This is a genomic window from Acidovorax sp. M14, from assembly GCF_049331375.1.
Classification (GTDB): domain Bacteria; phylum Pseudomonadota; class Gammaproteobacteria; order Burkholderiales; family Burkholderiaceae_C; genus Acidovorax.
In genome coordinates, this window is record NZ_CP186263.1 from 2,458,239 (window position 1) to 2,479,783 (window position 21,545).

Annotated in this window: 36 protein-coding genes; 8 read left to right on the plus strand and 28 right to left on the minus strand. The window is 64.7% G+C overall.

Going from position 1 to position 21,545, the window contains the following annotated elements:
• Positions 1-11 precede the first annotated feature (11 nt).
• Complete coding sequence (locus ACOYR4_RS11220) at positions 12-1,751, plus strand: SulP family inorganic anion transporter (RefSeq protein ID WP_422849566.1); 1,740 nt, start codon at positions 12-14, stop codon at positions 1,749-1,751.
• A gap of 261 nt (positions 1,752-2,012) precedes the next feature.
• Positions 2,013-2,363, plus strand: a complete 351-nt coding sequence (locus tag ACOYR4_RS11225; RefSeq protein ID WP_422849567.1) for a hypothetical protein — start codon at positions 2,013-2,015, stop codon at positions 2,361-2,363.
• Positions 2,364-2,538: 175 nt separating this feature from the next.
• Here the strand turns inward: ACOYR4_RS11225 and ACOYR4_RS11230 are convergent, their stop codons facing one another.
• The 22 genes from ACOYR4_RS11230 to ACOYR4_RS11335 form a co-directional block, all read right to left on the minus strand.
• The gene (locus ACOYR4_RS11230) at positions 2,539-2,691 is read right to left on the minus strand and encodes a hypothetical protein (RefSeq protein ID WP_422849568.1); all 153 of its coding nucleotides are present in this window, start codon (positions 2,689-2,691) and stop codon (positions 2,539-2,541) included.
• Complete coding sequence (locus ACOYR4_RS11235; RefSeq protein WP_422849569.1) at positions 2,688-2,852, minus strand: hypothetical protein; 165 nt, start codon at positions 2,850-2,852, stop codon at positions 2,688-2,690. The genes ACOYR4_RS11230 and ACOYR4_RS11235 overlap by 4 nt, the downstream gene beginning before the upstream one ends.
• On the minus strand, positions 2,849-3,277 hold the full coding sequence (locus tag ACOYR4_RS11240; RefSeq protein ID WP_422849570.1) for a DUF1353 domain-containing protein: 429 nt from the start codon (positions 3,275-3,277) through the stop codon (positions 2,849-2,851). Before ACOYR4_RS11240 ends, ACOYR4_RS11235 begins: the two co-directional genes overlap by 4 nt.
• The gene (locus tag ACOYR4_RS11245) at positions 3,274-3,429 is read right to left on the minus strand and encodes a hypothetical protein (RefSeq protein ID WP_422849571.1); all 156 of its coding nucleotides are present in this window, start codon (positions 3,427-3,429) and stop codon (positions 3,274-3,276) included. The genes ACOYR4_RS11240 and ACOYR4_RS11245 overlap by 4 nt, the downstream gene beginning before the upstream one ends.
• 2 nt (positions 3,430-3,431) lie before the next feature.
• Positions 3,432-3,842 carry a hypothetical protein gene (locus tag ACOYR4_RS11250; protein WP_422849572.1) on the minus strand — a complete coding sequence of 137 codons (411 nt, stop codon included), beginning with the start codon at positions 3,840-3,842 and terminating at the stop codon, positions 3,432-3,434.
• Complete coding sequence (locus ACOYR4_RS11255) at positions 3,842-4,276, minus strand: hypothetical protein (protein ID WP_422849573.1); 435 nt, start codon at positions 4,274-4,276, stop codon at positions 3,842-3,844. The genes ACOYR4_RS11250 and ACOYR4_RS11255 overlap by 1 nt, the downstream gene beginning before the upstream one ends.
• 2 nt (positions 4,277-4,278) lie before the next feature.
• The gene (locus tag ACOYR4_RS11260; protein WP_422849574.1) at positions 4,279-4,662 is read right to left on the minus strand and encodes a hypothetical protein; all 384 of its coding nucleotides are present in this window, start codon (positions 4,660-4,662) and stop codon (positions 4,279-4,281) included.
• 2 nt (positions 4,663-4,664) lie between these two features.
• Positions 4,665-5,357: a glycoside hydrolase family 104 protein gene (locus ACOYR4_RS11265; RefSeq protein WP_422849575.1), complete on the minus strand. Its 693-nt coding sequence runs from the start codon at positions 5,355-5,357 to the stop codon at positions 4,665-4,667.
• Between the two features lie 325 nt (positions 5,358-5,682).
• Positions 5,683-6,252, minus strand: a complete 570-nt coding sequence (locus ACOYR4_RS11270) for a hypothetical protein (protein ID WP_422849576.1) — start codon at positions 6,250-6,252, stop codon at positions 5,683-5,685.
• Positions 6,249-6,782 carry a hypothetical protein gene (locus tag ACOYR4_RS11275; RefSeq protein ID WP_422849577.1) on the minus strand — a complete coding sequence of 178 codons (534 nt, stop codon included), beginning with the start codon at positions 6,780-6,782 and terminating at the stop codon, positions 6,249-6,251. The genes ACOYR4_RS11270 and ACOYR4_RS11275 overlap by 4 nt, the downstream gene beginning before the upstream one ends.
• Entirely contained in the window at positions 6,775-7,176 is a 402-nt protein-coding gene (locus tag ACOYR4_RS11280) for a hypothetical protein (protein ID WP_422849578.1), read from the minus strand. The genes ACOYR4_RS11275 and ACOYR4_RS11280 overlap by 8 nt, the downstream gene beginning before the upstream one ends.
• Entirely contained in the window at positions 7,155-7,415 is a 261-nt protein-coding gene (locus tag ACOYR4_RS11285; protein ID WP_422849579.1) for a hypothetical protein, read from the minus strand. The genes ACOYR4_RS11280 and ACOYR4_RS11285 overlap by 22 nt, the downstream gene beginning before the upstream one ends.
• 2 nt (positions 7,416-7,417) lie before the next feature.
• Complete coding sequence (locus ACOYR4_RS11290) at positions 7,418-7,699, minus strand: hypothetical protein (RefSeq protein ID WP_422849580.1); 282 nt, start codon at positions 7,697-7,699, stop codon at positions 7,418-7,420.
• Between the two features lie 2 nt (positions 7,700-7,701).
• The gene (locus ACOYR4_RS11295) at positions 7,702-8,541 is read right to left on the minus strand and encodes a major capsid protein P2 (protein WP_422849581.1); all 840 of its coding nucleotides are present in this window, start codon (positions 8,539-8,541) and stop codon (positions 7,702-7,704) included.
• Positions 8,542-8,553: 12 nt separating this feature from the next.
• On the minus strand, positions 8,554-8,718 hold the full coding sequence (locus tag ACOYR4_RS11300) for a hypothetical protein (protein WP_422849582.1): 165 nt from the start codon (positions 8,716-8,718) through the stop codon (positions 8,554-8,556).
• Between the two features lie 93 nt (positions 8,719-8,811).
• Entirely contained in the window at positions 8,812-9,459 is a 648-nt protein-coding gene (locus tag ACOYR4_RS11305; RefSeq protein WP_422849583.1) for a hypothetical protein, read from the minus strand.
• Positions 9,456-9,893 (minus strand): hypothetical protein, encoded by a 438-nt coding sequence (locus tag ACOYR4_RS11310; RefSeq protein WP_422849584.1) that lies wholly within the window; start codon positions 9,891-9,893, stop codon positions 9,456-9,458. The genes ACOYR4_RS11305 and ACOYR4_RS11310 overlap by 4 nt, the downstream gene beginning before the upstream one ends.
• A 281-nt stretch (positions 9,894-10,174) precedes the next feature.
• A complete protein-coding gene (locus tag ACOYR4_RS11315) occupies positions 10,175-10,348 on the minus strand; it encodes a hypothetical protein (protein WP_422849585.1) in 174 nt (57 codons plus the stop codon).
• Positions 10,349-10,389: 41 nt separating this feature from the next.
• Positions 10,390-11,688 (minus strand): protein rep, encoded by a 1,299-nt coding sequence (locus tag ACOYR4_RS11320; RefSeq protein ID WP_422849586.1) that lies wholly within the window; start codon positions 11,686-11,688, stop codon positions 10,390-10,392.
• 2 nt (positions 11,689-11,690) lie between these two features.
• Entirely contained in the window at positions 11,691-11,924 is a 234-nt protein-coding gene (locus ACOYR4_RS11325) for a hypothetical protein (protein WP_422849587.1), read from the minus strand.
• Between the two features lie 211 nt (positions 11,925-12,135).
• Positions 12,136-12,339, minus strand: coding sequence for a hypothetical protein (locus ACOYR4_RS11330; protein ID WP_422849588.1), 204 nt, complete (start codon positions 12,337-12,339; stop codon positions 12,136-12,138).
• Positions 12,340-12,341: 2 nt separating this feature from the next.
• Entirely contained in the window at positions 12,342-12,656 is a 315-nt protein-coding gene (locus ACOYR4_RS11335; RefSeq protein WP_422849589.1) for a hypothetical protein, read from the minus strand.
• A gap of 232 nt (positions 12,657-12,888) precedes the next feature.
• Here ACOYR4_RS11335 and ACOYR4_RS11340 point away from each other — a divergent pair, with 232 nt between their 5' ends.
• Together ACOYR4_RS11340 and ACOYR4_RS11345 are read left to right on the plus strand one after the other, a co-directional pair.
• Positions 12,889-13,275 (plus strand): hypothetical protein, encoded by a 387-nt coding sequence (locus tag ACOYR4_RS11340; protein WP_422849590.1) that lies wholly within the window; start codon positions 12,889-12,891, stop codon positions 13,273-13,275.
• Positions 13,276-13,347: 72 nt separating this feature from the next.
• Entirely contained in the window at positions 13,348-14,145 is a 798-nt protein-coding gene (locus tag ACOYR4_RS11345) for an SDR family NAD(P)-dependent oxidoreductase (protein WP_422849591.1), read from the plus strand.
• 75 nt (positions 14,146-14,220) lie between these two features.
• On the opposite strand, the gene ACOYR4_RS11350 is transcribed toward ACOYR4_RS11345, so the two are convergent.
• Genes ACOYR4_RS11350 through ACOYR4_RS11365 form a run of 4 tightly spaced genes read right to left on the minus strand, consistent with a single transcriptional unit; the run spans position 14,221 to position 17,897 of the window.
• Entirely contained in the window at positions 14,221-15,597 is a 1,377-nt protein-coding gene (locus tag ACOYR4_RS11350) for an MATE family efflux transporter (RefSeq protein ID WP_422849651.1), read from the minus strand.
• Positions 15,598-15,628: 31 nt separating this feature from the next.
• Complete coding sequence (locus ACOYR4_RS11355) at positions 15,629-16,132, minus strand: MaoC family dehydratase (RefSeq protein WP_422849592.1); 504 nt, start codon at positions 16,130-16,132, stop codon at positions 15,629-15,631.
• Between the two features lie 36 nt (positions 16,133-16,168).
• Positions 16,169-17,428: an MFS transporter gene (locus tag ACOYR4_RS11360; protein WP_422849593.1), complete on the minus strand. Its 1,260-nt coding sequence runs from the start codon at positions 17,426-17,428 to the stop codon at positions 16,169-16,171.
• Positions 17,418-17,897 carry a MarR family winged helix-turn-helix transcriptional regulator gene (locus tag ACOYR4_RS11365; protein ID WP_422849594.1) on the minus strand — a complete coding sequence of 160 codons (480 nt, stop codon included), beginning with the start codon at positions 17,895-17,897 and terminating at the stop codon, positions 17,418-17,420. The genes ACOYR4_RS11360 and ACOYR4_RS11365 overlap by 11 nt, the downstream gene beginning before the upstream one ends.
• Positions 17,898-17,970: 73 nt before the next feature.
• Here ACOYR4_RS11365 and ACOYR4_RS11370 point away from each other — a divergent pair, with 73 nt between their 5' ends.
• Positions 17,971-18,522: a PaaI family thioesterase gene (locus ACOYR4_RS11370; RefSeq protein WP_422849595.1), complete on the plus strand. Its 552-nt coding sequence runs from the start codon at positions 17,971-17,973 to the stop codon at positions 18,520-18,522.
• The gene (gloA, locus tag ACOYR4_RS11375; RefSeq protein ID WP_015014110.1) at positions 18,519-18,932 is read left to right on the plus strand and encodes a lactoylglutathione lyase; all 414 of its coding nucleotides are present in this window, start codon (positions 18,519-18,521) and stop codon (positions 18,930-18,932) included. The genes ACOYR4_RS11370 and gloA overlap by 4 nt, the downstream gene beginning before the upstream one ends.
• A 115-nt stretch (positions 18,933-19,047) precedes the next feature.
• Here the strand turns inward: gloA and ACOYR4_RS11380 are convergent, their stop codons facing one another.
• Positions 19,048-19,569 carry an OmpA family protein gene (locus tag ACOYR4_RS11380; protein WP_422849596.1) on the minus strand — a complete coding sequence of 174 codons (522 nt, stop codon included), beginning with the start codon at positions 19,567-19,569 and terminating at the stop codon, positions 19,048-19,050.
• A gap of 107 nt (positions 19,570-19,676) precedes the next feature.
• Here ACOYR4_RS11380 and ACOYR4_RS11385 point away from each other — a divergent pair, with 107 nt between their 5' ends.
• On the plus strand, positions 19,677-20,270 hold the full coding sequence (locus ACOYR4_RS11385) for a gamma-glutamylcyclotransferase (protein ID WP_422849597.1): 594 nt from the start codon (positions 19,677-19,679) through the stop codon (positions 20,268-20,270).
• 99 nt (positions 20,271-20,369) lie between these two features.
• On the plus strand, positions 20,370-20,894 hold the full coding sequence (locus ACOYR4_RS11390) for a superoxide dismutase family protein (protein ID WP_060983890.1): 525 nt from the start codon (positions 20,370-20,372) through the stop codon (positions 20,892-20,894).
• A 28-nt stretch (positions 20,895-20,922) separates the two neighbouring features.
• On the opposite strand, the gene ACOYR4_RS11395 is transcribed toward ACOYR4_RS11390, so the two are convergent.
• A complete protein-coding gene (locus tag ACOYR4_RS11395) occupies positions 20,923-21,486 on the minus strand; it encodes a nucleotidyltransferase family protein (RefSeq protein WP_422849598.1) in 564 nt (187 codons plus the stop codon).
• Positions 21,487-21,545 lie beyond the last annotated feature (59 nt).

The window sequence follows — 21,545 nt, forward strand, 5'->3', positions numbered from 1 at the left end:
CAGGAACCCTCATGAACTTCATCCCCGGCTGGGTTCGCAATTACCAGAAGTCCTGGCTCTCCGGCGACATGGTTGCCGGTGTGATCGTGACGGTGATGCTGATTCCGCAGAGCCTGGCCTACGCGCTGCTGGCGGGCTTGCCGCCCGAGGTGGGCTTGTACGCCAGCATCCTGCCGATCATTGCTTACGCAGCGCTGGGGTCCAGCATGACGCTGGCCGTGGGCCCGGTGGCAGTGGCTTCGCTCATGACGGCGAGCGCCCTGCAGCCCCTGGCCGCCGCTGGATCGCCCGACTACGTGGCGCTGGCCATGCTGCTGTCGCTGCTGTCCGGGGGCATGTTGCTGCTGTTCGGGGTGTTGCGACTGGGTTTTCTGGCCCATTTTTTGAGCCATCCGGTGATCAGCGGTTTTATCTCTGGCTCGGCTGTGCTCATTGCTGTGGGGCAGATTAAGCACCTGCTGGGCGTGAAGGCTGGCGGCAACGACGTCTTTGATACCTTGGTTCAACTGGTCCACGCCGTGCCTGGCACCAACCTCGTCACGCTGGGAATTGGTGCGGGCAGCGTGTTGTTTCTGGTGCTGGCGCGCAAGTCCTTTTCCCCATGGCTGGTTCGCCTGGGTGCCAGTCCGCGCCTGGCGGATATCGCATCCAAGCTGGCGCCCATGTTGGCCGTGATGGTGTCCACCGCCTTGGTCGCCGCCATGCGCTGGGACCAGACGGCGGGGGTCAGCATTGTGGGCACGGTGCCCCAAGGCCTGCCGCAACTCGGGTTGCCGGCGGTGTCGATGGCGTCTGTGGGCTCGCTGTGGTTGCCTGCGCTGTTGATCTCACTGGTGGGCTTTGTCGAAAGCGTGTCGGTGGCGCAATCGCTGGCGCTCAAGCGTCAGCAGCGCATTCAGCCCAACCGGGAACTCCTGGGCCTGGGGGCTGCCAACGTTGCCAGCGCGCTGTCGGGTGGGTTCCCCGTCACGGGCGGCTTTGCGCGCTCGGTCGTCAATTTTGCGGCCGGGGCCAATACGCCTCTGGCAGGTGTCATTTCTGCCGTGCTGATGGGTGTGGTGATTGCCGCGCTGACGGGGCTGTTTCACTATTTGCCCCACGCCGTGCTGGCAGCCACCATCATCGTGGCGGTGGTGTCCCTGATCGACGTGGAGACACTGCGCGAGGCGTGGCACTACGACAAGGCCGACGCCATGGCCCTGCTGGCCACTGCAGGGGGCGTGGTCGCTTTTGGCGTGGAAGTCGGCATCCTGATGGGGGTGGCGTTGTCGCTGGGCACGTTGGTATGGCGCAGCAGCCATCCGCACATTGCGGTGGTGGGGCGCGTGCCAGGCACGGAGCACTTTCGCAATGTGACCCGTCACACGGTGAATACAGAGCCCGGTCTGATTGCCGTGCGCGTGGATGAAAGCCTGTATTTCGCCAATTCGGACGCTTTGCTGGACCGTGTGGAGGCGCTGGTAGCCGCTCAACCGGATACACGCCACGTGCTTCTGGTGTGCTCAGCCATCAACCAGATCGACACGACGGCATTGGGCGTACTGACCGATCTGGAGCGCAGCCTGGCCCAGCGAGGGGCGGCACTGCTGCTGTCCGAGGTGAAAGGGCCTGTGCTTGACCGTTTGCAAGGCACAGAACTTGGCCAGCGGTTGGAAGGACGGATTTTTTTGAGCACCCATGCTGCGTTTGAATACGCAAGGCGGGCTGGCAGCATGGTGGCTCGGTACGGGGATCCGGCGGCGGCTATCTAGCCATTGACATTGACCGATGGGGCGTCGACGGACGTCCTGATCCGCAGAGAGCTTTAAAGAAGTAGATTTTACATTTAACATAATATACATCGTATCTACTCGCCGCAAGAAGAAGGCGCGGTGGATCGATGGCCTCATGCCGTCCGTTGCCTTCGCCTGAAGCCGCCCTGGCTTCTTTTGCCTGTACAGGCCCCTGGTGCCCCGGCCATCATGGCCCCTGAGCGGCGCCAGCTCGTAGCAAAAACACCCAAGAGGAACCCCATGTTGAAAGTGCCACGTGTTGGTGGCGCGGCTCAGCTGCGCCTGTTTGTTGACGAGATTGGTTTTGCCCGGGCATGCAAGGTGCTCGCGGTCCACGAGAACACCATGCGCAGGTGGCTGCGCGAGGAAACCCCGGTACCGGCCGCGCCACTGCAGGCGCTGTACTGGCTCACCAGCTGGGGCTTTGCCGATGCCTGCAGCGAGGCCCACTGGTCTCACCAGTTCCTGCTGGGCAAGATCAGGGAGCTGGAAGCCGCGGCGAACTGGCGTGCGCCGGCCGCCTGGCAGGCAGCGAACGACCGGGACTACCGGGCGGCCGGTGTCGTCGTGCTGCAGTTGATTCAAAATTGATAGCTGCTGGTGCTTGCTGGTCAAGCGCTGGGCATAAAAAAAGCCACCCTTTGCGGTGGCTTTGATGTTTCTGGAGTCTCGCGCTGGTGGTCAGCGGCGCTTCTTGAACTGGCCCTTCTTGGGGCCGGACTTGTGGCGGGGGGGCATGCGGCGTCGTGCCATGGTGGTTCTCCTGTCAGGTGTGCCCGCCTGGCTCTCCCCAGGCGTCGCGGATGTACGAACGGACGCCAGGGAGCTGGCGCATCAAGAAGGCGGCGATCAGGGCACCGCCGATCAAGATCAGGGCTTCACGGCCGAACTCGGCCGGGGTGGGAAGGAAGGCTTTCATTTGCTGATGATCCGGTCGATGCGTTCATGGGCCTTGTCTGCCGAGTCGTAGGCCTGCTGGGCAATCTGGCCGATACGGGATAGATCGGCCCGGATGGCGGCGTATGCAGCGATGCACCCCCCCACATATCCGGCCACCTGCAGCACGGTCTCAAAGTTCATGGCAATAGTCCCTCTTGTTGGATTTGAATCGACACGCCAGGGGGCTGCGCGGGGCCATCAGCGCCCCAGGACGATGCGCCCCCTGCCCTCACCCCCAGCCACATCACCCAGGCCCGCCACGGGCTCACGCCGCAGGCCTGCGCGGCTTCCCGAAACACGGCATCGGCCGTCGCGCGGTCGGTCTGGTGGGTGGTGTACAGCCAGTCATGCACCACGGCCGCAGCGTGAGCGAGGCCACCGGCCAGGAAGAAGGCCACCGGCAGGCGGGGCACGCTGGCCAGGTCGGTGACAAAGCCCTGCGGCACGTCCACGTGGCCGATCAGGTCGGAGTCGTAGCCCAGGGCGGCCAATAGGCGCCATGTGCCCCGGCCGTCGCGGCTGGTGTCTTCCAGGCGTTCGAGCTGCAGGGTGCTGGTGAACTTCACTTTTTGCTTTCGTCCTGGTGCTGCACCTGGCTTTGCGTGATGGCGTCGGCGTTATAGCTGGCCGTCGCCACCCAGGAGACATGCAGGCCGCCGCAGCCAGCCAGGGAGGCGCACAGGGTGGCGATGGCGAGGGCGATGGCGGTTTTTTTCATGGTCAGGGCCTTGGGTAGATGCCAAAGGCGGCGCCGCCCTGGCCGGATGGCGCGGTGTACGCGCTGGGGTTGTTCCACTGGCCGCCCTGCGTGTTCCAGGCGGGCGAGTCGGGGACGTACATCGGGGGCGATGGCTCGGGGTGCAGCAGGCCATACAGCCAGGTGCCGAGGGTGTCGGAGCCGTCAGGGAACAGGGTGTTGTTGACGCCCTGATAAATCACGTTGTCGTTGTTCCAGGGCGTGACGGCCCAGGCCCCATCGCGCACCGCCTGGCTGGTGGCATCCCAGGCCGCGCCCGCCGCGTCGCTGGCGGCCGTGGATGCCTTGCGCACCACGTAGGCCGCGACCAGCACGCCACCGGCCAGCAGGGCCAGCTTTATCAGGAGGTCGGCGGAGACAGGGGCGATTTTCATCAGATGATGAGCCGGGTGATGATTTCAGCGTCGGAGCGGCCCGCACGCTGTTCTGGCGTCAGGTGGCCCAGGGCGTAGCCATCGGCCACAGGCTTTCCGTTGCTGCGTATCCAGCCCATACCGCCCCAGGTGGGATCAGGCTCGGCCGCCGTCATGCTCCAGGGGGTACTGGCCGCTGGGGCTGGGGCTGGGGCTGGGGCTGGTGCCGGGGCCTTGGCCGGTGTTGAACCTGTTGCGCTGCCGTCCGTGACTGCAGGTTTTGCGGCCGTTGTGTTGATGACGATTGGCTGGCTGGCCCAGCTGGCACCACCACCGGCCGAGCCGAGCAGCGACGATGCGCCAGCGATGGCCGATGAATCCCCAGACTTTCGCAGGTACATCAGCAGGCCGATCCCCGCGACCGCAGCGATCCCCATGATGGCTTTTCGGTCCATGGTCAGTACCAGGGCTCGTTGGTGAAGTCGTAGGCGCTATCGAATGGGGGGTTCACCGCCACGCCATCTCCGGCCACATAGGCGCTGGGGTTGTTGTAGCGCGGGCCGTCCGGACCCTGCGGCGTCACATCCCACTGGGTTTGCGACCGGCCGTCATAGGTGCCCAGGTAAGGCACGGTGGAGCCGCTGGAGCCGCCACCCTTGAACAGGTTGCCCAGGGCGTTCAGTCCTGCGCCGATGATCGATGCGTTTTGGGCTGCGCGGCCCGCTTGGCCCTGGTACATCGGCTGCGCCATCGCGCGGCGGGTCATCAGGTAGTAGGCGCCGATGCCGAGCACGGCAAGCAGCAGCAGGTTGTTTGGACCGGGGGAAGATGCGGTGGACATGGTCAGGCCTCAGTGGTTTGACCGCCTGCGCTGGCGTAGGCCGACAGCAGGGCGGAAAGTTTGCGTTCTGGTTGGTTGTAGCCAGCGCCTGGCAGGCTGGCCCACACCTTCGCCACCTTGTTGATGGCCTGCACGGTGCGACCGGCCTGCACATCACCGAGGGCGCCCCGCTCGCGGATCAGTTCCACGGCGGCAGCGTCCTGGCTGGCTGGCGAAAAATCTGGGAGGCCCAGCTTCCCGCGTACACCGTCCCAGGTGCGCGCCAGAATCTGGTATCGACCGGCCGCGCTGGTGGTGGTGTTGCGGAAAGGGATGTACTGGCGTGGGTGGTCGGCGTAGCTGTCGAACTCACCGTAGCCGTACAGGACGTTGTAGCCGTCATCACCGTGGCCCTTGGTGCCTTCGCTGAAGGCGATCATGTCCAAGAAGGCGCGCACGTTGCTGGCGGCCACATCGGCCGGCACATTGACCGGTGCGTAGGTGCTGGGGGTCAGGCTCACGATCACATCCTCAAAAATCGTTGTCGTCTGGTCAGTCTCACCGCCCGCCCACTCTGGCGCGAGGCCTTGCCACCCATCGGGCAAGATGCCGTCCCAGGCCGGTGCGCCCTGCCCTTGCTGGCGCTTCGCCAGATCCACCGCGACCAGCACCACCACGGCCCCGGCCAGCAGGAACAAGAGGCGGGATTGGGTCATTCATAGAACTCCCACAGATGCGCCCCATCGTAGCCCGTCAAAGACGTATTCGTAGACCGTACAGAGGCTCCATTGACAGTGGCTACGGTGAACTGCAATAGCAGCTGCGAAGCCCCTGTACTTATTGCCCCAGTCGTGCAGCGACCGACATAGCTTGTTGATCCCATCGGCGTTGAAAACGTTATGTCATAGTTGCCCGCCGAAGTGCGTACAACACTTGACACGTTGAGCGAGTTAATAATCGCCCCCGCGCCGTTGAAACGCACCCACGCTTTGAGTACTGCCCCCGGCAGTCCGCCCGCGCTTCCCTGTGAAACTGGCATGGTCAGCCCTCCACCGTCACGACGTTGGCATTGCTGGCGATATCGCCAATGCACTGGATGGCCTGCGTGGTACACACGCCCACCAGCTCCAGCGCGCCGCCCGGGATGATGCGCACGCCGTTTGCGACTGTGGCCGCACCAGCGCCGAAGCCCACGTAGAGGTTCCCGGCTGTATCTTTGTTCTGGATCAGCAGGTACTGGCGCGCTAGGTTGGCCGCCAGCAGCTGGGCGCTGGCATTGGTCACCGTCTTGTTCAGGTTGGTGAATGCCGAGGTGCGGGCCACCACGGTCTGAGACACGCTGACCGATCCGCCCAGGCCATCGATAAATTTTTCATCACCGATGAAGATTCGCAGGTTGTTGTTTGCGCCCGATACATCGGTGATCTCCAGGCGCTGGAATGGCGTGGCTTCCAGGCCCTGGCCTGCAACCAGGCCTTTGAGCGTGCCCCATTCAGCGCGCACATCTACCGCGCCATCGGCCGACAGAATCTTGAAATACTCCCCGATCACAGGGAGCTGGTACACGCCGCTGGCGGGCACCTGAAACGAGTAGATGGCGGATGGCTTCATTTCTTCACCGATGTGTAAGCGACCCACGCCATGGCGAGCACGGCGGCGATCAGAATCTTGTCGGTCAGCGCGCCCCGGCCCTTTGCGTCGGCGTAGGCGTCCTTGACCATAGAGCCCACGTACTCAGCGCTGTTGAAGGCCTTGTTCATGGCCGAGGTAGCCAGACCGAGCGATCCGCCCAGGGCGTCGCTGGCGAAGTTGTAGGCGTTGCGCTGTGCGGTGTTGTTGGTGGATTCCGCGAAGGCCAGCGCGTCGCTGTTGGCGTTGAGCGCAGCGTTCAGAGCCTTGCCACCAAACCCCAGCGCTTCCATCACCGTGTCGCCCGCAAATTCGAAGGCTCGGTTTCCGAAGCCGAAGGCGGTTTTTCCGACATCGTTGCCATAGGCGAAGGCGGCGTTCACGGCGTTGCCGTCCAACGTGTTGATCGTGATGGTCGATCCACCTTCAGCCGATGCACCGCCCTGCCCGATCACCCTGCGGTTGTCGGTCTGGTTGGTGCTCTGCGAGGTATCGCTGTTGCTTTCAGACATGGATTGCTTTCGTCATCACGGAACCAGTGCGTTCCCACCCTTGGCGCAGGCACTGGCGTTCAATGTGTTCTCGGGCGGTGGTCATTGCCAGGACGCTGGCGCCAAAGCAGCGCGCGGTGCCCATCAGGGCTTCGTCGAACTCGGCACCGTGCAGGCGATCACCCTGGCTCACCAGACCCACCACATCGAGGCGGGTACCGCGCCCGAACACCACCGGGCGCAGGGCCACCAGCGCACGCTGGCCGCCATCGGTGAAGGTGAACAGGTGGGAGCCGTGCAGCGCTTCGCGCGGTACCGCCAAGCCGCCCCAGGGGCTGGCCTCGACCGATGGCCGCATGGCCTCGATCATCTCCAGCGTCCAGGCGGTGGGGGTTACTTGCGCAGGAAGTACCACGCGGCGACTCCTGCGGCGATCAGCCACCAGTTGATTCCACCGGAGGCCCCTTGCAGCGATACGCCAGAGCCGCCCATGTTCACGATGAAGTCGCCGTTGCTGGCACCGAAGCTCGCGCCCCGTTGATCCATGCCCGAGCTGGCCGAGCTGGAAAACCCGATAGGCGGCAGGCCCATGCCGAAGCCCACGCCACCAGCACCGCCGCCGAACGGCAGGGAGAGAGAGAGGCCCGCAGCCATTCCTAACCCTTTCGCAGCAGCAGCACTGCGGCAGCGCCCAGGCCCATCAGCACCAGCATGGGCGAGATGTACACGCCCCCGGTGCGGCCGATGGCAATCGGCCGGCCTTCGATGGCAACGCCACCGGGGCCGATGGTCTGGTACTGCCCAGCGAGATTCCAGGACGTGGCGTCTTCCGTCGCCAGCGCCTGGTCATAGCCCGCAAGAGCACCCGAGAACACCCCGACAAACATGCGGAGTGGACGAAGGCGGTCCTGTTGGTCGATCAGTTCCGCGTTGGTCATGGTCAGTACGGGCCGTAGGGCAGCAGTTCTTCGGTCTCGATGGTGATGGTTTCACCGGCCGAGAACGTGCCATAGAAGATCGCGCTGGCAATTCCCACCTCGCGGCGGGTGTCCCAGGTGCGGCCGGACAGCTGGCCGTCTTGCACTGGGTCGAACACCACCAGATTGGCCTGCGGCACCTTGAAGTTGTCCTTCTGCAGCGCTTCGTTTTGCAGCTTGGTCAGCTCGTGCTCGGTGATGCCCTCGCGCACGGTCTTCAGGGCCGTCATGTTGGCACTGTAGATGTAGATGCGGCGGTAGTTGGAGCCACCACCAGCGGGGTCCACGTGGGGGACCAGCAGGGCGAAGGTGCCTGCACCGCCGATCACTTGGGTCGAACGATGACGGCGCGCGATCAGCGGGCGGATCAGTGCCTCGGCCGGATCGTTGGTGGGTGGCGACACATCGGCCACACCAACCAGCGTCGGGCTGGTGGCGCCGCTGATCGTCACTTCCAGGCGCAACGTGCGGATGCCCGATGGCTGGCTCAGATCGATGGCGCCTGCCTGGCGCGCGTTGGGCGTCACGGCCTTACGGTCCATGAAGTCGATCTTCAGGATCGTCACGTCCGAGGCGCCGCCGTTGTACAGGTTCGATGCATCGAGTTTCGAGCCATCGGTTTCGAAAATGGTCTTGGCGTTGGCCTTCAGCTCGATCTTGGAGATCATGCTTTTGGTGAAGGTACCGCCGAGGGTGAGGGTCAGCTTCTCCAGCACCGAGCCGAGCAGCTTCGTCATGTCCGAGATAGCGACACCGGACGCGACAACGTTCTGGAACGGATCAAGGGCAATTTGCTTGTTCATTGCGTGCCCCGATCAGTTGAGTGCGTCTTGGATGTAGGGCACTTGGCGGGCCACGATGACACCGGCCACGCCGAGCGCCATGGTGCGCGCTGCGGGGTTGTCGATGAACTTGTAGGCTGCGAAGCAACCGCCCAGCGCGATTGCAATTTTGGTGAGCTGGGAAGTGGTCAGGTTCATGTCGGCCTCAGGCGTCCGGGGTTGGTTGAAAAGACAACCCGATGAGACCGCCCGAGGGACAAAAAACCAAATCCGTGCCCTAAGGCACACCGCCTAAGGCGCCCGTTTTGGGGCCTGCTGGCGGCCAGAAAATTTCAGCATTCCGCGCGAAATTTCTGGCGATGTGTCGCGTTTTTCCAACCAGTGCAGGGGCTGTAGGCCGGTGATCTCGGCCACGTTGATGCCCCATTGCTGCGCGAAGGTCTTGGCGGCGGCCACGTTGCCCAAGCGGCCGGTGTGGATCAAGTCGCAGTTGTTCAGGAAGGACTTGTCCACCTCGGTCGGGGTCTGGCTGGCCCCGATGATGCTGATCGACTTGGTGCCGTTCTCGTAACGGCGGCCCACGTTCACGATCTTTTTCCAGGCGGCTGGCGCGTGGCTGGCCTTGGTCACCTCGGCCAGTTCATCCACGAACAGCACCACGTTGCCCTCACGCCATGCCAGCTCGCAGAACCGGGCGAACTGCTCGTGCTGGTTGAAGTCGTGGTTCATCAGGTAGCGCGCCTGGAAGGCCTTGCCCCGGCAGGCCCGGACGAACGCGGCCCAGTCGGTGAATGGTTCGCCCACCCCGTTCAGCATGTCGTCGTGCTTGGGGTCCCACACCATCAGGCGGCGGGGCTTGAGCTTCTGCAGCTGCTGCACCACCCATGCCGTCTTGCCGGTGCCGGTGGCGCCGAATGCTGCCCAGCGAAAAGGCGTCACGCGGATTCCTTCACCGGGGTGGCCTCGATGGTGCGGCCGTGTTTCTCCAGGGCCGTGACATAGCCCATGGCCAGGGGCACCAGGGAGATCACCAGCATGGCGACTTCGGGGTTCCGGCCGGCCAGTTCGGTGATCCGGGTCATGTAGCGCTGCAGCACCGGGGCGGCGGCGTCGGCCGGGCCGCGCAGCACATCGTCGGGCCACTCTTCCATGATCTCCGGCATGCTCTTGGCGATGGCCGAGCGCACGGCACGCAGGCCAGCGAAGACGATGCGCGAGATGCCCAGGCTGACCTGCTGGAGCATGGCCGCTTCCTGCTGCGCGGCTTCGTCGGCCTCGGCCTGCTGCTGGGCCTGCGCGGGGCCCGATGGTGCGTCCACCGGGGTGAACGTGACTTGTTCGAGGGGGTCGATGGCTTCGGGCTTGGTGGTCATGGTCAACCGATCAGGAGGGCGGATTTACGGGTTGGTGGTGCCGGTACCGGCGCCGGGCCCGGAGCTGGTGCCGGGGTGGGGTCGGCTACCGGGGCTGGGGCTTTTTCAAGGGTTGCCAGCCAGTCGGCCTCAGACTTTCCGCCCTTGTGTGCATAGCCGTTCTGATCACAGCCGAAGCACTCGTAGTTCAGCATGCCGCCCGCCGTCCGGTGAAAGCTGACACGTTCACCGCAGCTAGGGCAAGGCCCGCGCCCAACTTTTGCAGACGTGCGGGCCATGGCTTACAGGGCCTTCAGGTCAGCAACGGGGACCACGACCATGATGCTGTCGAGGTCGAACTTCACCGCCACTTCGTTGGGGGTTTCGGGGTTGATGCCTTGCACCGATCCCGCTTGGCCGAAGCGAGGGTGTTCAGGGTTCGAGACTTGCACAGATTGCCAGATCGAGAAACGCATGGATGGACTCCTTTGGAACTCCGGGGACCGCCCGGCCGGCTTCAGCCCTCGACCAGATCGGGGACGAAAAAGTAGCTGTGATCGGTGAGCCGCAGGCGATCGACAAGGATGTCTCCCCTGCCCTGCCTGCCACCGGCATCGGCGACGGCCTCGATCCAGTCGTCTATCAGCTGCTGGGCCTCGGGGATGTGGCCGTGCTGGGCCACCAGGGCGAGGAAGTCGCCGAGCTTTCCGTAACGGGTGAGCACCTGCAGCTGCTCTTGCTCGATGGTCCCGACTTGGTGCTCGTCATCGAGGCTCAATTCGGGCTCGGCGGCGGCTTCGTCGTCGTCGATCTCGTCGATGCCGAAGTGATCCTTCAGGCCGCGCGACCACGTGAGCATCCGGCGGCCGTCGAACTCGGCCACGAACTCACGGAAGGCGCAGATCGCGTGCCCATCACCAGCCCGGGCCAGCTCCAATAGCTGGAAGGGGGTGTAGTGCTCGCGCGCGCCCCAGTTGTCGCGCTTGCCGATCTTGGCGTGGCTGCTGGTGAGCTCGGAGGACATGCCCCAGGTCTCATCGTGGCCCCACTTGGCGATGTAGTCGGCCGCATCCTTGCCGCCCCGTACGTCCAATGCGTACTGACCGGCCCAGTTGCGGTTGCTGGCGTCCACGAGGCCGCGCTTTTCCAGCAGGCGCACCCAGTGGCCGCGCAGGTGCTCGATGGCGGCGCTGTTGAGGCGGCCAGCATCATCGGCTGGGCCCTCGGCGAACGCCCCGGCGTCACAGAACACCAGCATGTGCAGGTGTGGATGCCAGCCGTTGGCCCCGCCGTAGGTCACTTCCAGGGAATTGACCACGCCGATCTTGTTGGCCCGCTCCATCACCGCTTTCCACTTGCGGCAGTTCTGGAACGACTGGCGGGCCTTGCCGAAAGGCTCCATCAGCTCGGCCAGGGGCTGGCCCACGTAGTGGGGAAAGGTGAAGGTCAGCAGGTAGGCGTGCCCGCCGGCGGCGACGTGCGACACCATGGCGTGCTGCAGCTCGCGGCGGCGCTGCTCGGCCACCTTGGCCGCGCATACCGGGCAGGCCCAGACGCTGCCGCAGGTCTTGACCTTGCCCAGGCGTGCCCGGGCACCGTCGAACTTGCGGAACACCGGCATCGCCACATCGTCGATCACGTGGCGGTGGCACCAGACCGTGCGGTGTTGGGCCTTGGGCTCCAGGTTCTTGACGAACAGGATGGATTGCGAGGTGCGCAGGGCCGTGTGGCGCCGTTTCAGACCCTGCCGCTGTGTATCGAGCCGCGCGTGGAGATCGCCGCCGTGTGTATGGATTTCGCGTGTATACCGAGACATCGTTACACCCCGCCTTTGGTGCGGGCCGCGATCATCTCGCGCAGGTGCTTGGCGCTCTTGCCAGCGGTCTCGCACTGGATGCGCAGGGTGTAGTGACCCTCGACCAGCCGATAGGCCTCCTGCAGCCAGCCGTGGGCCGTGGTGACCATCGCCAGGGCCATCTGCAGGTCTTCGTTTGGGAGCTGGGGGAACATGGGCTTGTCAGCCACAGGGCGCGCGGTGGTGGGCGTGCTCATGGGGTTGTCCCCTCTTTCGGTCCCTGGTTGCTGCCCAGGCGGCCGAGGCGGGCTTGGCGCGCACCGTGGGGCGTCTGCCGCTGGCAGTAGCTGCAGCTGTGCGCCAGAGAATCGAGGGCTGCACCACAGCCCAGGCAGGTGCCTAGGCCCTCGGGCTCCCTTGGTTCATCGAAGTGCTTCACGAACCCCGAGAAAGAGGCTGAAGAGCAACTCATGGCGCGGCGTCCCCAGCCGCTGCACACAGGGCCATGCCCAGGCTGTAGGCATCTGCCGGAGACAGCTTGCGGTCGATGACGATGGGGCCACGGCGCAAGATCAGCTGGACACGGGCCTCAGGCACACCGCCTAAGACAGGGATCAGCGTGGGGGCGACGGTTACCTGCTCGCCCGGGGCAGTCTTGATGGTGGTTGCCATGGTCAGACCCCCGCACCGATGTGCAGCAGGCCGCCGCGCCGACGGATTTCAAAGATGGTGTCTTCCCACTTGACCAGAACGGCAACCAACGCCGTATTGATGGCCGCGTCATCAGCGGTACCAGACTTCGACTTCCTGAACAGCTTCCGCATATAGACCACGGCGGCGTCAAGCCGACGCTCTGCAGCGATGAAGTCTCTGAGGCCTTGTGTGTCGATGGTCAGGACACAACCCGGGGAGGGAGCCGAGGCCCCCTCCCCTTCGGCCAATGAGCAGCTGGGCTGCACTCCTGCGGCTAAGGAATTCGTAACGGACATGTGGCGCTTTCGAGAGGTCCGGCGCCATCGAGGGTGTCCCCTGGCCAGCAGGAACCAGGTTGAAAGCGCCAGCCCTCCGGGTTGATGTGGTCTGACCGGGGGACGGCGCGACTATAGGTCTGGACTCAGACCTACGTCAAGTGTCAAGAACGTTCTGTTTGTCGATCTGTTGCGATGGTCCGAACGTTCGGAGACACTCCCGCCTTAGGAACACTGCCTAAGGACGCCAGCCATGAATACACGTGAATACCTCGCCGCCGTGAAGGCAAAACACAACATCGTCAGCGACTACGCCCTAGCCAAGCTGCTGAACGTGAGCCGCCACCGAGTGAGCGAATGGCAGGCAGGAAAGGGTGCGATGGGCCCGTTGATGTGTTTCAGGGTGGCCGAGCTGCTGGGTGAGCAGCCCGCCGCCGTGGTGGCCGAGATCGAGCTGGAGCGCGCGGAGGCTGCAGCCAAGGAGGAAGACGCCGACGCCTGGAAGAAGGTGATCCGGCGCATGGGCGGCACGGCGGCCACCATTTTGGTGGCGCTGGGTGTGGGCGGAATCTCTAATGCTGACGCGAAGTTAGCTCAGCCTTCTCAGGCAGAACATTTATACATCGTATCTAGTAATTAGTAAATCAGACGACTGTATCGCATCGGTCGATCTGGACTCTGTTATCTGCCCGTACCGCTACCATCATCGCCCATGACACTTCCCACCCAAGCCCCTTCCACATCCCACATCCACTTCGGCCTTCGTGATCGCGTCTGCATCGTCACCGGGGGCGCCCAAGGCATTGGCGAGGCGTGTGTCCGCCGTTTTGCGGCCGAAGGCGCCAAGCCGATGATCGTGGATGTGGACGATGCGCGCGGCCAGGCGCTCGCACAGGAGCTGAACGCGCTGTATGTCCGCTGCGATGTGGGCGATAAATCGCAGGTAGATGCGCTGGTGGCCCGGACCCTGGCGGCCCATGGGCGCATCGACGTTCTGGTGAACAACGCCGGCATCTTCCGCGCGGCAGATTTTCTGGACGTGACCGAGGCCGACTTTGATGCCGTGCTGCGCGTCAATCTCAAAGGCTCGTTCCTGGTCGGTCAGGCGGTGGCGCGGGCCATGGTCGCCTCCGGTGGCGGCGCCATCGTCAATATGAGTTCAGTCAATGGGGTGCTGACCATTCCCAACATCTCCAGCTACAACGTGAGCAAAGGCGGCGTGAACCAGCTCACACGCGTGATGGCGCTGGCGCTGGCCGACAAGAACATTCGCGTGAACGCCGTAGCGCCGGGCACCATTGCCACCGAACTGGCCGCCAAGGCGGTGCTGACCAGCGATGAGGCCAAGAACAAGATCATGAGCCGCACGCCCATGAAGCGGCTGGGAGAGCCGTCGGAGATTGCCGATGTGGTGGCCTGGCTGGCGAGCGACGCGGCGAGCTATGTGACTGGCGAGATCGTGACCGTGGACGGCGGGCGCATGACGCTCAACTACACCGTGCCGGTCTGACGCAGTCCAGGATACTCCTGTTTTGATAGCTGCCAGCGCATGATTCACTAGCGCTAGCAGCTATTTTTATGATTTTCAGACCTGTGGCATGCGCTGCAGCAGCCCTGAGGTGCTGCGCGGCCAGCCGACCGGGCCGAACCAGGCGCCGCCGGCAATAGCCCAGGCGTTTACCAGGCCATACAGCACCAGCGCTGCCCCTTGCGCCGCAAACACGGCAGCCAGTCCACCGCCCCAGCGCAGGGCCAGCCAGCCGCCGGTGACGGCCACCGCCAGGCGCACGATGTTGCCGATCACGGGCCAGAGCAGGCGCCCTGCCCCTTGCGAGGCAAAGTACAGCACCAGGCCGAGGCCGAAAAAACCGTACACCGGGCCGACGGTCCGCAGATACAGCGCCCCCGCATCCAGCATGGCGGGGTCGCTGTTGAACAACGACAGCCATGCGCCGGGAAACGCCGCCGCCCACAGGCCAATCGCCTCGGCCATCACAAACGCCATGGCCGCGCCGATCCAGGTGGCGCGCAAGGCGCGCTCGCGCTGGCCTGCACCGATACAGGTGCCCACCATGGCCACCAGCGGTGCACCCAGGCCAAACACCAGCGGCACCAGCAGGTATTCCAGCCGCGATGCGGTGCCGTAACCCGCAATGGCAGCCGTGCCAAAGCCACCTACCAACGCGGTGGTCACGCCAATCGCCAGATTGGTGGCAACGGTAGACACCGTACCCACCAGGCCCACCCGCAGGATGTCCTTGAATAACACCCAGCGAAACCGGATGTGTGCCAGCGACGGCCGCAGCAGGCTGCGCGGTGACCACAGATAGGCGGCCAGCACCACGCTGCCGATCAGGTAATAGGCCATGAGCGCAATGGCGCCCCCAGCAATCCCCAGGCCGGGCATAGGGCCCCAGCCAAAGATGAACAGCGGCGAAAGCGGCACCAGCACAAACGCACCCAGCACTGTGACATACGCCGGCACAGCCATGTTGCCCGTGCCCCGGATCACGGCCGACAGCGTGTTGAACAGCCAGACCAGAAACGCGCCCGCAAACACCCAGTTGGAATAGACCAGCGCCGCATCCAGCGCGCCGCCGGTGCCGCCCATGCGGGTGTAGAGCCAGCGCCCTCCTCCCACCACGCCCACGGTAAAGACCAGCGAAAACACTGCTGCAATGGCCAGCGCATGCAGCACCAGCGCATCGGCATCCTGGCGCCGCCGTGCACCCAAGGCGCGGGCAATGGCCGATGCAATGCCGCCGCCCATGGCGCCTGCCGAGGTCATCTGCATCAACATGACCACCGGAAACACCAGCGCCATGCCCGCCAGCGCATCCGTGCCCAGCTTGCCGACAAAGTAGGTCTCGATGAGGCCGACGCCCGCCTGCGCCAGCATCACCAGCACGTTGGGCGCGGCCAGCCGCAGCAAGGTGGGCGCGATGGGCGCCTCCAGCAGCATGCGGGTGCGTGGGTTCAGTGCCTCGGACACGTCAGGCCCCTGCCCCACCGGCTGCAGGCTTGCGTGGCACGACGATGCGCACGGTAGTCAGCTGCAGCACATCGCCGTGCTGGTTGCGCGTCTCGCTGCGCACGGTGACCATGCCCCGGTCGGGCTTGGACTTGGAGGGCTGGATCTGCACCACCTCGCTCACCACATGCAGCACATCGGTGGCGCGCGTGGGCCGGGGCCAGGTCAGCTCGCCGCCAGCGCCGATGATGCCGCCCGCAATCGGCAGGCCGCTGGTCACCTGCAAGCGCATGGTCACGGCCGCCGTGTGCCAGCCGCTGGCGGCCAGGCCGCCAAACAGCGTGTCACGGGCTGCGGCGTCGTCCAGGTGAAAGGGCTGCGGGTCGAACTGCGCGGCAAACGCGGTGATCTGCGCCTCGTCCATGGCGTGTTCGCCGCTGGTGAACTGGTCGCCCACCGACAAGTCTTCCAGGTAGATCGGGGGCTTTGTGATTGTCGAGGCGTGGCTGGCCGGAGACTGCGTCATTTCGATGGCTTTCTTGAAGAGGGGGTGTTGGTTCGTTCAGGCGGCCGTGGCGGCGGGCCGGGCCAGGCGTGCTTCACGGATGGGTAGGTTGACCAGCGCTGCGCCCAGGGCCAGCACGATGTCGATGTACCAGACCCAGTCATAGCTGCCGGTGGCCTGGAACACGCTGCCGCCCAGGTAGGCGCCCAGGAAGCCGCCCATCTGGTGCGACAGCATCACGATGCCAAACAACATCGCCATGTTGGCCGTGCCAAACATCTTGGCGACCAGTCCGGCTGTGGGGGGTACCGTGGACAGGAACGTGATGCCCATGACGGCGGCGAAGATCAGCACCACGGCGGGTGTCTTGGGGGCGAACAGGAAGATCAGCACCGCCAGGCCACGCACCGCATACAACAGCGACAGCAGCGACTTCATGCGCCAGCGCCCCACCGCCCAGCCCATGGCCAGGCTACCCACAATGTTGAACAGCCCGATCACTGCCAGCGACCAGCCGCCTATTTCGGGCGACAGCCCGCAGGCCGCAATCACGCCGGGCAAGTGCGTGGCCAAAAACGCCACGTGAAATCCGCACACCAAAAAGCCCGCCGCCAGATACCGGTAGCTGGGCGTGGCCAACGCCTGGGCAATGGCCTCGCGCGCGGTCAGCGCCTTCTGGCCGGACGCCGCCGCAGCCTGCGCCGCCAGCGCGTTGGAGTTGCCCTTGAGCACCCACACCGCCGGCAGCGCCAGCAGCACCAGCACGCCCAGCCACTGCATGGCACTGGCCCAGCCCACGGCGGCCGTCAGGCTGATGGCGATGGGCGCCATCACAAACTGACCGAACGAGCCGCCCGCGTTGACGATACCGCTGGCCAGTCCGCGCTTTTGCAGCGGCACCAACCGCGCAGTGGCCGCCATCAGCACCGACGGCCCGGCCATGCCCGCGCCACCCGCGGCCAGCACGCCAATCGCAAAGATCAGCCCGGCCGTGGTGGTCATGTACGGCGTGATGAACGTGCCCAGCGCCACCAGCGCCACACCTATCAGGATCACACGGCCCGTGCCGATGCGGTCTGCCACCGCGCCGGCAAACGGCTGGGTCAGGCCCCACCACAGCTGCCCAAACGCAAACGCCAGGCTGATGCTGCCAATGCCCAGGCCGGTGGAGGTGTTGAGCGCGGACAGGAACAGACCCATGGTCTGGCGTGTGCCCATCGTCATCGCAAAGGTGCCTGCTGCGGCCAGCAGCACCAGCCACAGGGCCAGTGGCGCGGCAGACCTGGCTGCGGCTTGAGGGGTCGTGTTATTCGTCATGCCCTGCCTCCGGCGCTGGCAGCGCTGCCAGCAAATCGAGTGAATCGTCCACCAGCGCATGCAGCGCCATCACGCGTTCCACACCCAGCGTTTCATTCAGCGCCAGTTGCGCGGCTTTCCAGTGGCGCTGCGCTTCCGCGCGTTTGTCGCGGCCCGCATCGGTGATGTGCACCAGGCGGCTGCGTGCGTCCGTGCCTGCCTTCAGCGTCACCCAACCTGCATCGACCAGTGGACGCAGGTTGCGCGTGAGCGTGGAGGCATCCATCTTCATCTCGCTTGCCAGATCGCCCGGGCGGATCGGCCCGAGCTTGAGCACGTGGGACAGCAGCGAGTACTGGGTGGTCTTGAGCCCGCACTTCGCCATTTCGGCGTCGTAGTGGTTGGCGACGCGGCGCATCAGCTGGCGCAGCTTGAAGTTGGTGCAGCCCTGCGGCAGCACGAGGGCCAGGGTGGACGGTTCGGCTTGCATGCATTTAATTGTATCTACAATAATTGCATATGCAATCTAAAAGTTTCGCCCCCATCAACAACCCGGACACACCATGACCTCTAACAATCACCTCGAACACTGGCTGGCGCAGGAGCGCGACATCCTCGCCACGCTGGATGCAGGCCCTGGCCCTGGCGTGGCCACCCGCGACCAGATTGCCCACCTGAACGGCCTGCAGCAAATGCAGGCCATGCTGCGCGGCGAGCTGCCCTACGCGGCCATTGCCAAGACGCTGGACTTCTTGATCGTCGAAGTGGGCGAAGGCATCGCCATCTTCCAGGGCACACCTCGTGCAGAGCACTTGAACCCCATGGGCACGGTACACGGCGGCTGGTTTGCCACCCTGCTCGACTCCGCCCTGGGCTGCTCCATCCACACCCGCATGGAGCCCGGGCGCGGCTACACCACGGCCGAGCTGGGCATCAACCTGGTCAGGGCGATCACGCCCAAGGTGCAGCGGGTGCGTGCCGAGGGCCGCGTGATCCACTGCGGGCGCCAGCTGGCCACGGCCGAGGCGCGGCTGGTGGGGCCGGACGGCACGCTGTACGCCCACGCCACCACCACCTGCCTGGTTTTTGACTTGCCTGCACAATCGAAGGGATGAAATTCCTCCACACGATGCTGCGCGTTGGCAACCTTCAACGCTCGATTGATTTCTACACCAAGGTACTGGGCATGCAGCTGCTGCGCCAGTCCGAGAACCCCGAGTACAAATACTCGCTGGCCTTTTTGGGCTTTGAGGGCGGCAACCCCGGCCAGGCCGAGATCGAGCTGACCTACAACTGGGGTGTGGAAAGCTACGACATGGGCACGGCCTACGGCCACATTGCCCTGGGTGTGCCCGATGCGTATGCAGCGTGCGAGAAGATCAAGGCGGCGGGCGGCAACGTGACGCGCGAACCCGGCCCGGTCAAGGGCGGCACCACGGTGATCGCGTTTGTGACTGACCCCGATGGCTACAAGATCGAGTTGATCCAGCGCGCCGAAGGCGCAGGCGGCCAGGGGCTGCGGTAACTGCTACTATTAAATAGATAGCTGCTTGCGCATGTTCCACCAGCGCAAGCGGCCATTTTGACCATAAAAAAAGCCCGGCACTGCCGGGTTTTTTTGTTGGGGAGGGAGACAGCGCTTACAGGCCGCCCAGCGTCACTTCCACACGGCGTGCTTCGGCGTTGCTGCCGGTCGCGGTGGTTTCTTCGGGCTTCTTCAGCTCGACCTTGTCTTCGCCCACGCCCAGGGCCTTGAGCGCTTCGGCCACGGCGACTGCGCGCTGCTTGGCCAGTTCTGCGTTCAGGGCCGCGTCGCCCGTCGCGTCGTGGAAGCCCGAAACAACGGCCTTCTTGCCTTCAGCCACACCCTTGACCACATCAGCCAGGGCTTCGTTGGCGCCTGCGGCCAGTTCGGCCTTGGCGGTTGCAAAGTAGAACTTCACCACACCGTTTTCAACGCGCACGCTGGCAACATCTTCTTCGACGGCAACCGGTGCGGCCGGAGCAGCGTCCACAACCACCGCTGCGGGCTGTGCCGGGGCCTTGGCACCCAGACGCTTGACCACCACGGTGCCCACCACCACGGAGATCACCAACGCAATCAGTGCAAAGAGAAAACCGAGGGCAAAACGTTCTTGGCTATCGTCGTCAGAGCTGGACATGAAGGGATCCCTGTAGTGATGAAAAAAGTGGTTGGCCGACCCTGAAGAGAGTGCGAAAACAAGGCCCTGGCCGATTGCAGCAAAGCTTTCGATTGTAGAGTGAAGCCATGACGAATCTGCCCGCCCCACTGCGAGACCCGGCACCCATGCTGGAGCGTGCCCTCCAGGAATGGGGCGGCCAGCAGGACCTGTGGATCTTTGGCTATGGCTCGCTCATCTGGCGGCCGGATTTTGACTATGCCGAGCGCCGCCCCGCCAAGGTCCACGGCTGGCACCGGGCGCTGAAGATGTGGAGCCGCATCAACCGGGGCACGCCCGAGTGCCCGGGCCTGGTGTTCGGCATGCTGTCGGGCGGCAGCTGCCGGGGCATGGTGTTCCGCATAGACAAGGCCCATGCGCGGCAGGTGATGATCAACCTGTGGCAGCGCGAGATGCCTACCGCCGTGTATGACCCGCGCTGGCTCACCTGCCAGACACCCCAGGGGCCGGTGAGTGCGCTGGCCTTCACCCTGTCCCGCAAAAGCCCCAACCACACCGGCGAGCTGCCCGACCATGAATACCGCCGCATCTTTGATGAGGCCTGCGGGCGCTACGGCACCACGCGGGACTACGCCCAGGCCACTTATGACGAGTTGCGAAAGCACGGCATCCATGACCGGGCTCTGGCCCGGTTGATCGCACTGGCCCAAAAAGAGTCATAGTGCACATTTTTCTGGACTCGCGGGCAGTGGCTTGCGAGACTGCGCCTTTGTATCGGGTTCAATCCCGCGTTCATTCATTCGCACCGAGGAGTTTGAGTCATGAAGATTCGTTTTGCTTTTGCACTGTGTTCCCTGGCGGCTGTGGCGCTGGTGGGTTGCGCCTCCCATCTGTCCGGCAACCGCGCCACCGCCAAGCTGGAGCCCACCCGTGGCAATACCGCCAACGGCACGGTCACGTTCGTGCAGACGGGTGATGGCGTGCAGGTGTCTGGCGAGGTGCGTGGACTCAAGCCGGGCGCAGAGCATGGCTTTCACGTCCACGAAAAGGGTGACTGCAGTAGCGGCGACGGCATGAGCACCGGCGGACATTTCAACCCCACTGCCAAACCCCACGGTGCCCACGGCGCTGCCGAACACCACACCGGCGACCTGCCCAGCCTCAAGGCCGACAAGTACGGCGTGGCCGCCTTCAGCTTTGTGTCGAAATCCATCAGTGTGGGCGGTCCGACCACCGACATCGTCGGCAAGGGCCTGATCGTTCACCGCGACCCCGACGATTACCAGACGCAGCCCACCGGCAACGCAGGCCCGCGCCTGGCCTGTGCGGTGATCGCGTCCAAGTAAAGGAAAGCGAAAGCGGCCTTCGCCGCCGCTACCCGCGCGCCGCCAGCAACTGTGCGGCGCGCTCCAGGTCTGGCACGGTGTCTATGTCGGTCACCGTGCCTTCGTCATCCACCTTCACCTGCCGTACCCTGCCCTGCTGCGCTTGCGCACGCACCACGCTGGCGGCGCCCTGCTCGCCAGTCAGCGCCAGCAGGCTGGGCAAACATGCAGCCGCAAACCCCACGGGGTGACCGCGCTCGCCCTGGTACACCGGCATGGCGACGGCGCAGTCCGGGTCTGCCAGCGCGGCGGCCATGGTGCGCAAGGTGTCGGGGCGGATCAGTGGCAAATCCCCCGGCAAAACCAACCAGCCGGGCGCCTGGGCCGTGGCGCGCACAGCCGCAGCGATCGAATCTCCCATGCCGGGGTGGCCTGCATCTTCCAAGTGCCAGGGCAAACCGCTGGCGCGCACGGCATCCAGGGTGTGCTCCAGCACGGTTTTTGTCCCCAAGGGCGCGCGCAGCTTGTGCACCGCACCGCCGGATGCAGCAAAACGCGCTCCCCGGCCCGAGGCCAGCACCAGAACGACGGGGAGCGAGGTTGTTTGGAGCATGGGGTTGCGCTTGAACAGGTTCCGGGGACCGGCGGCTGCGGCTTGCAGTCGGCGCGATT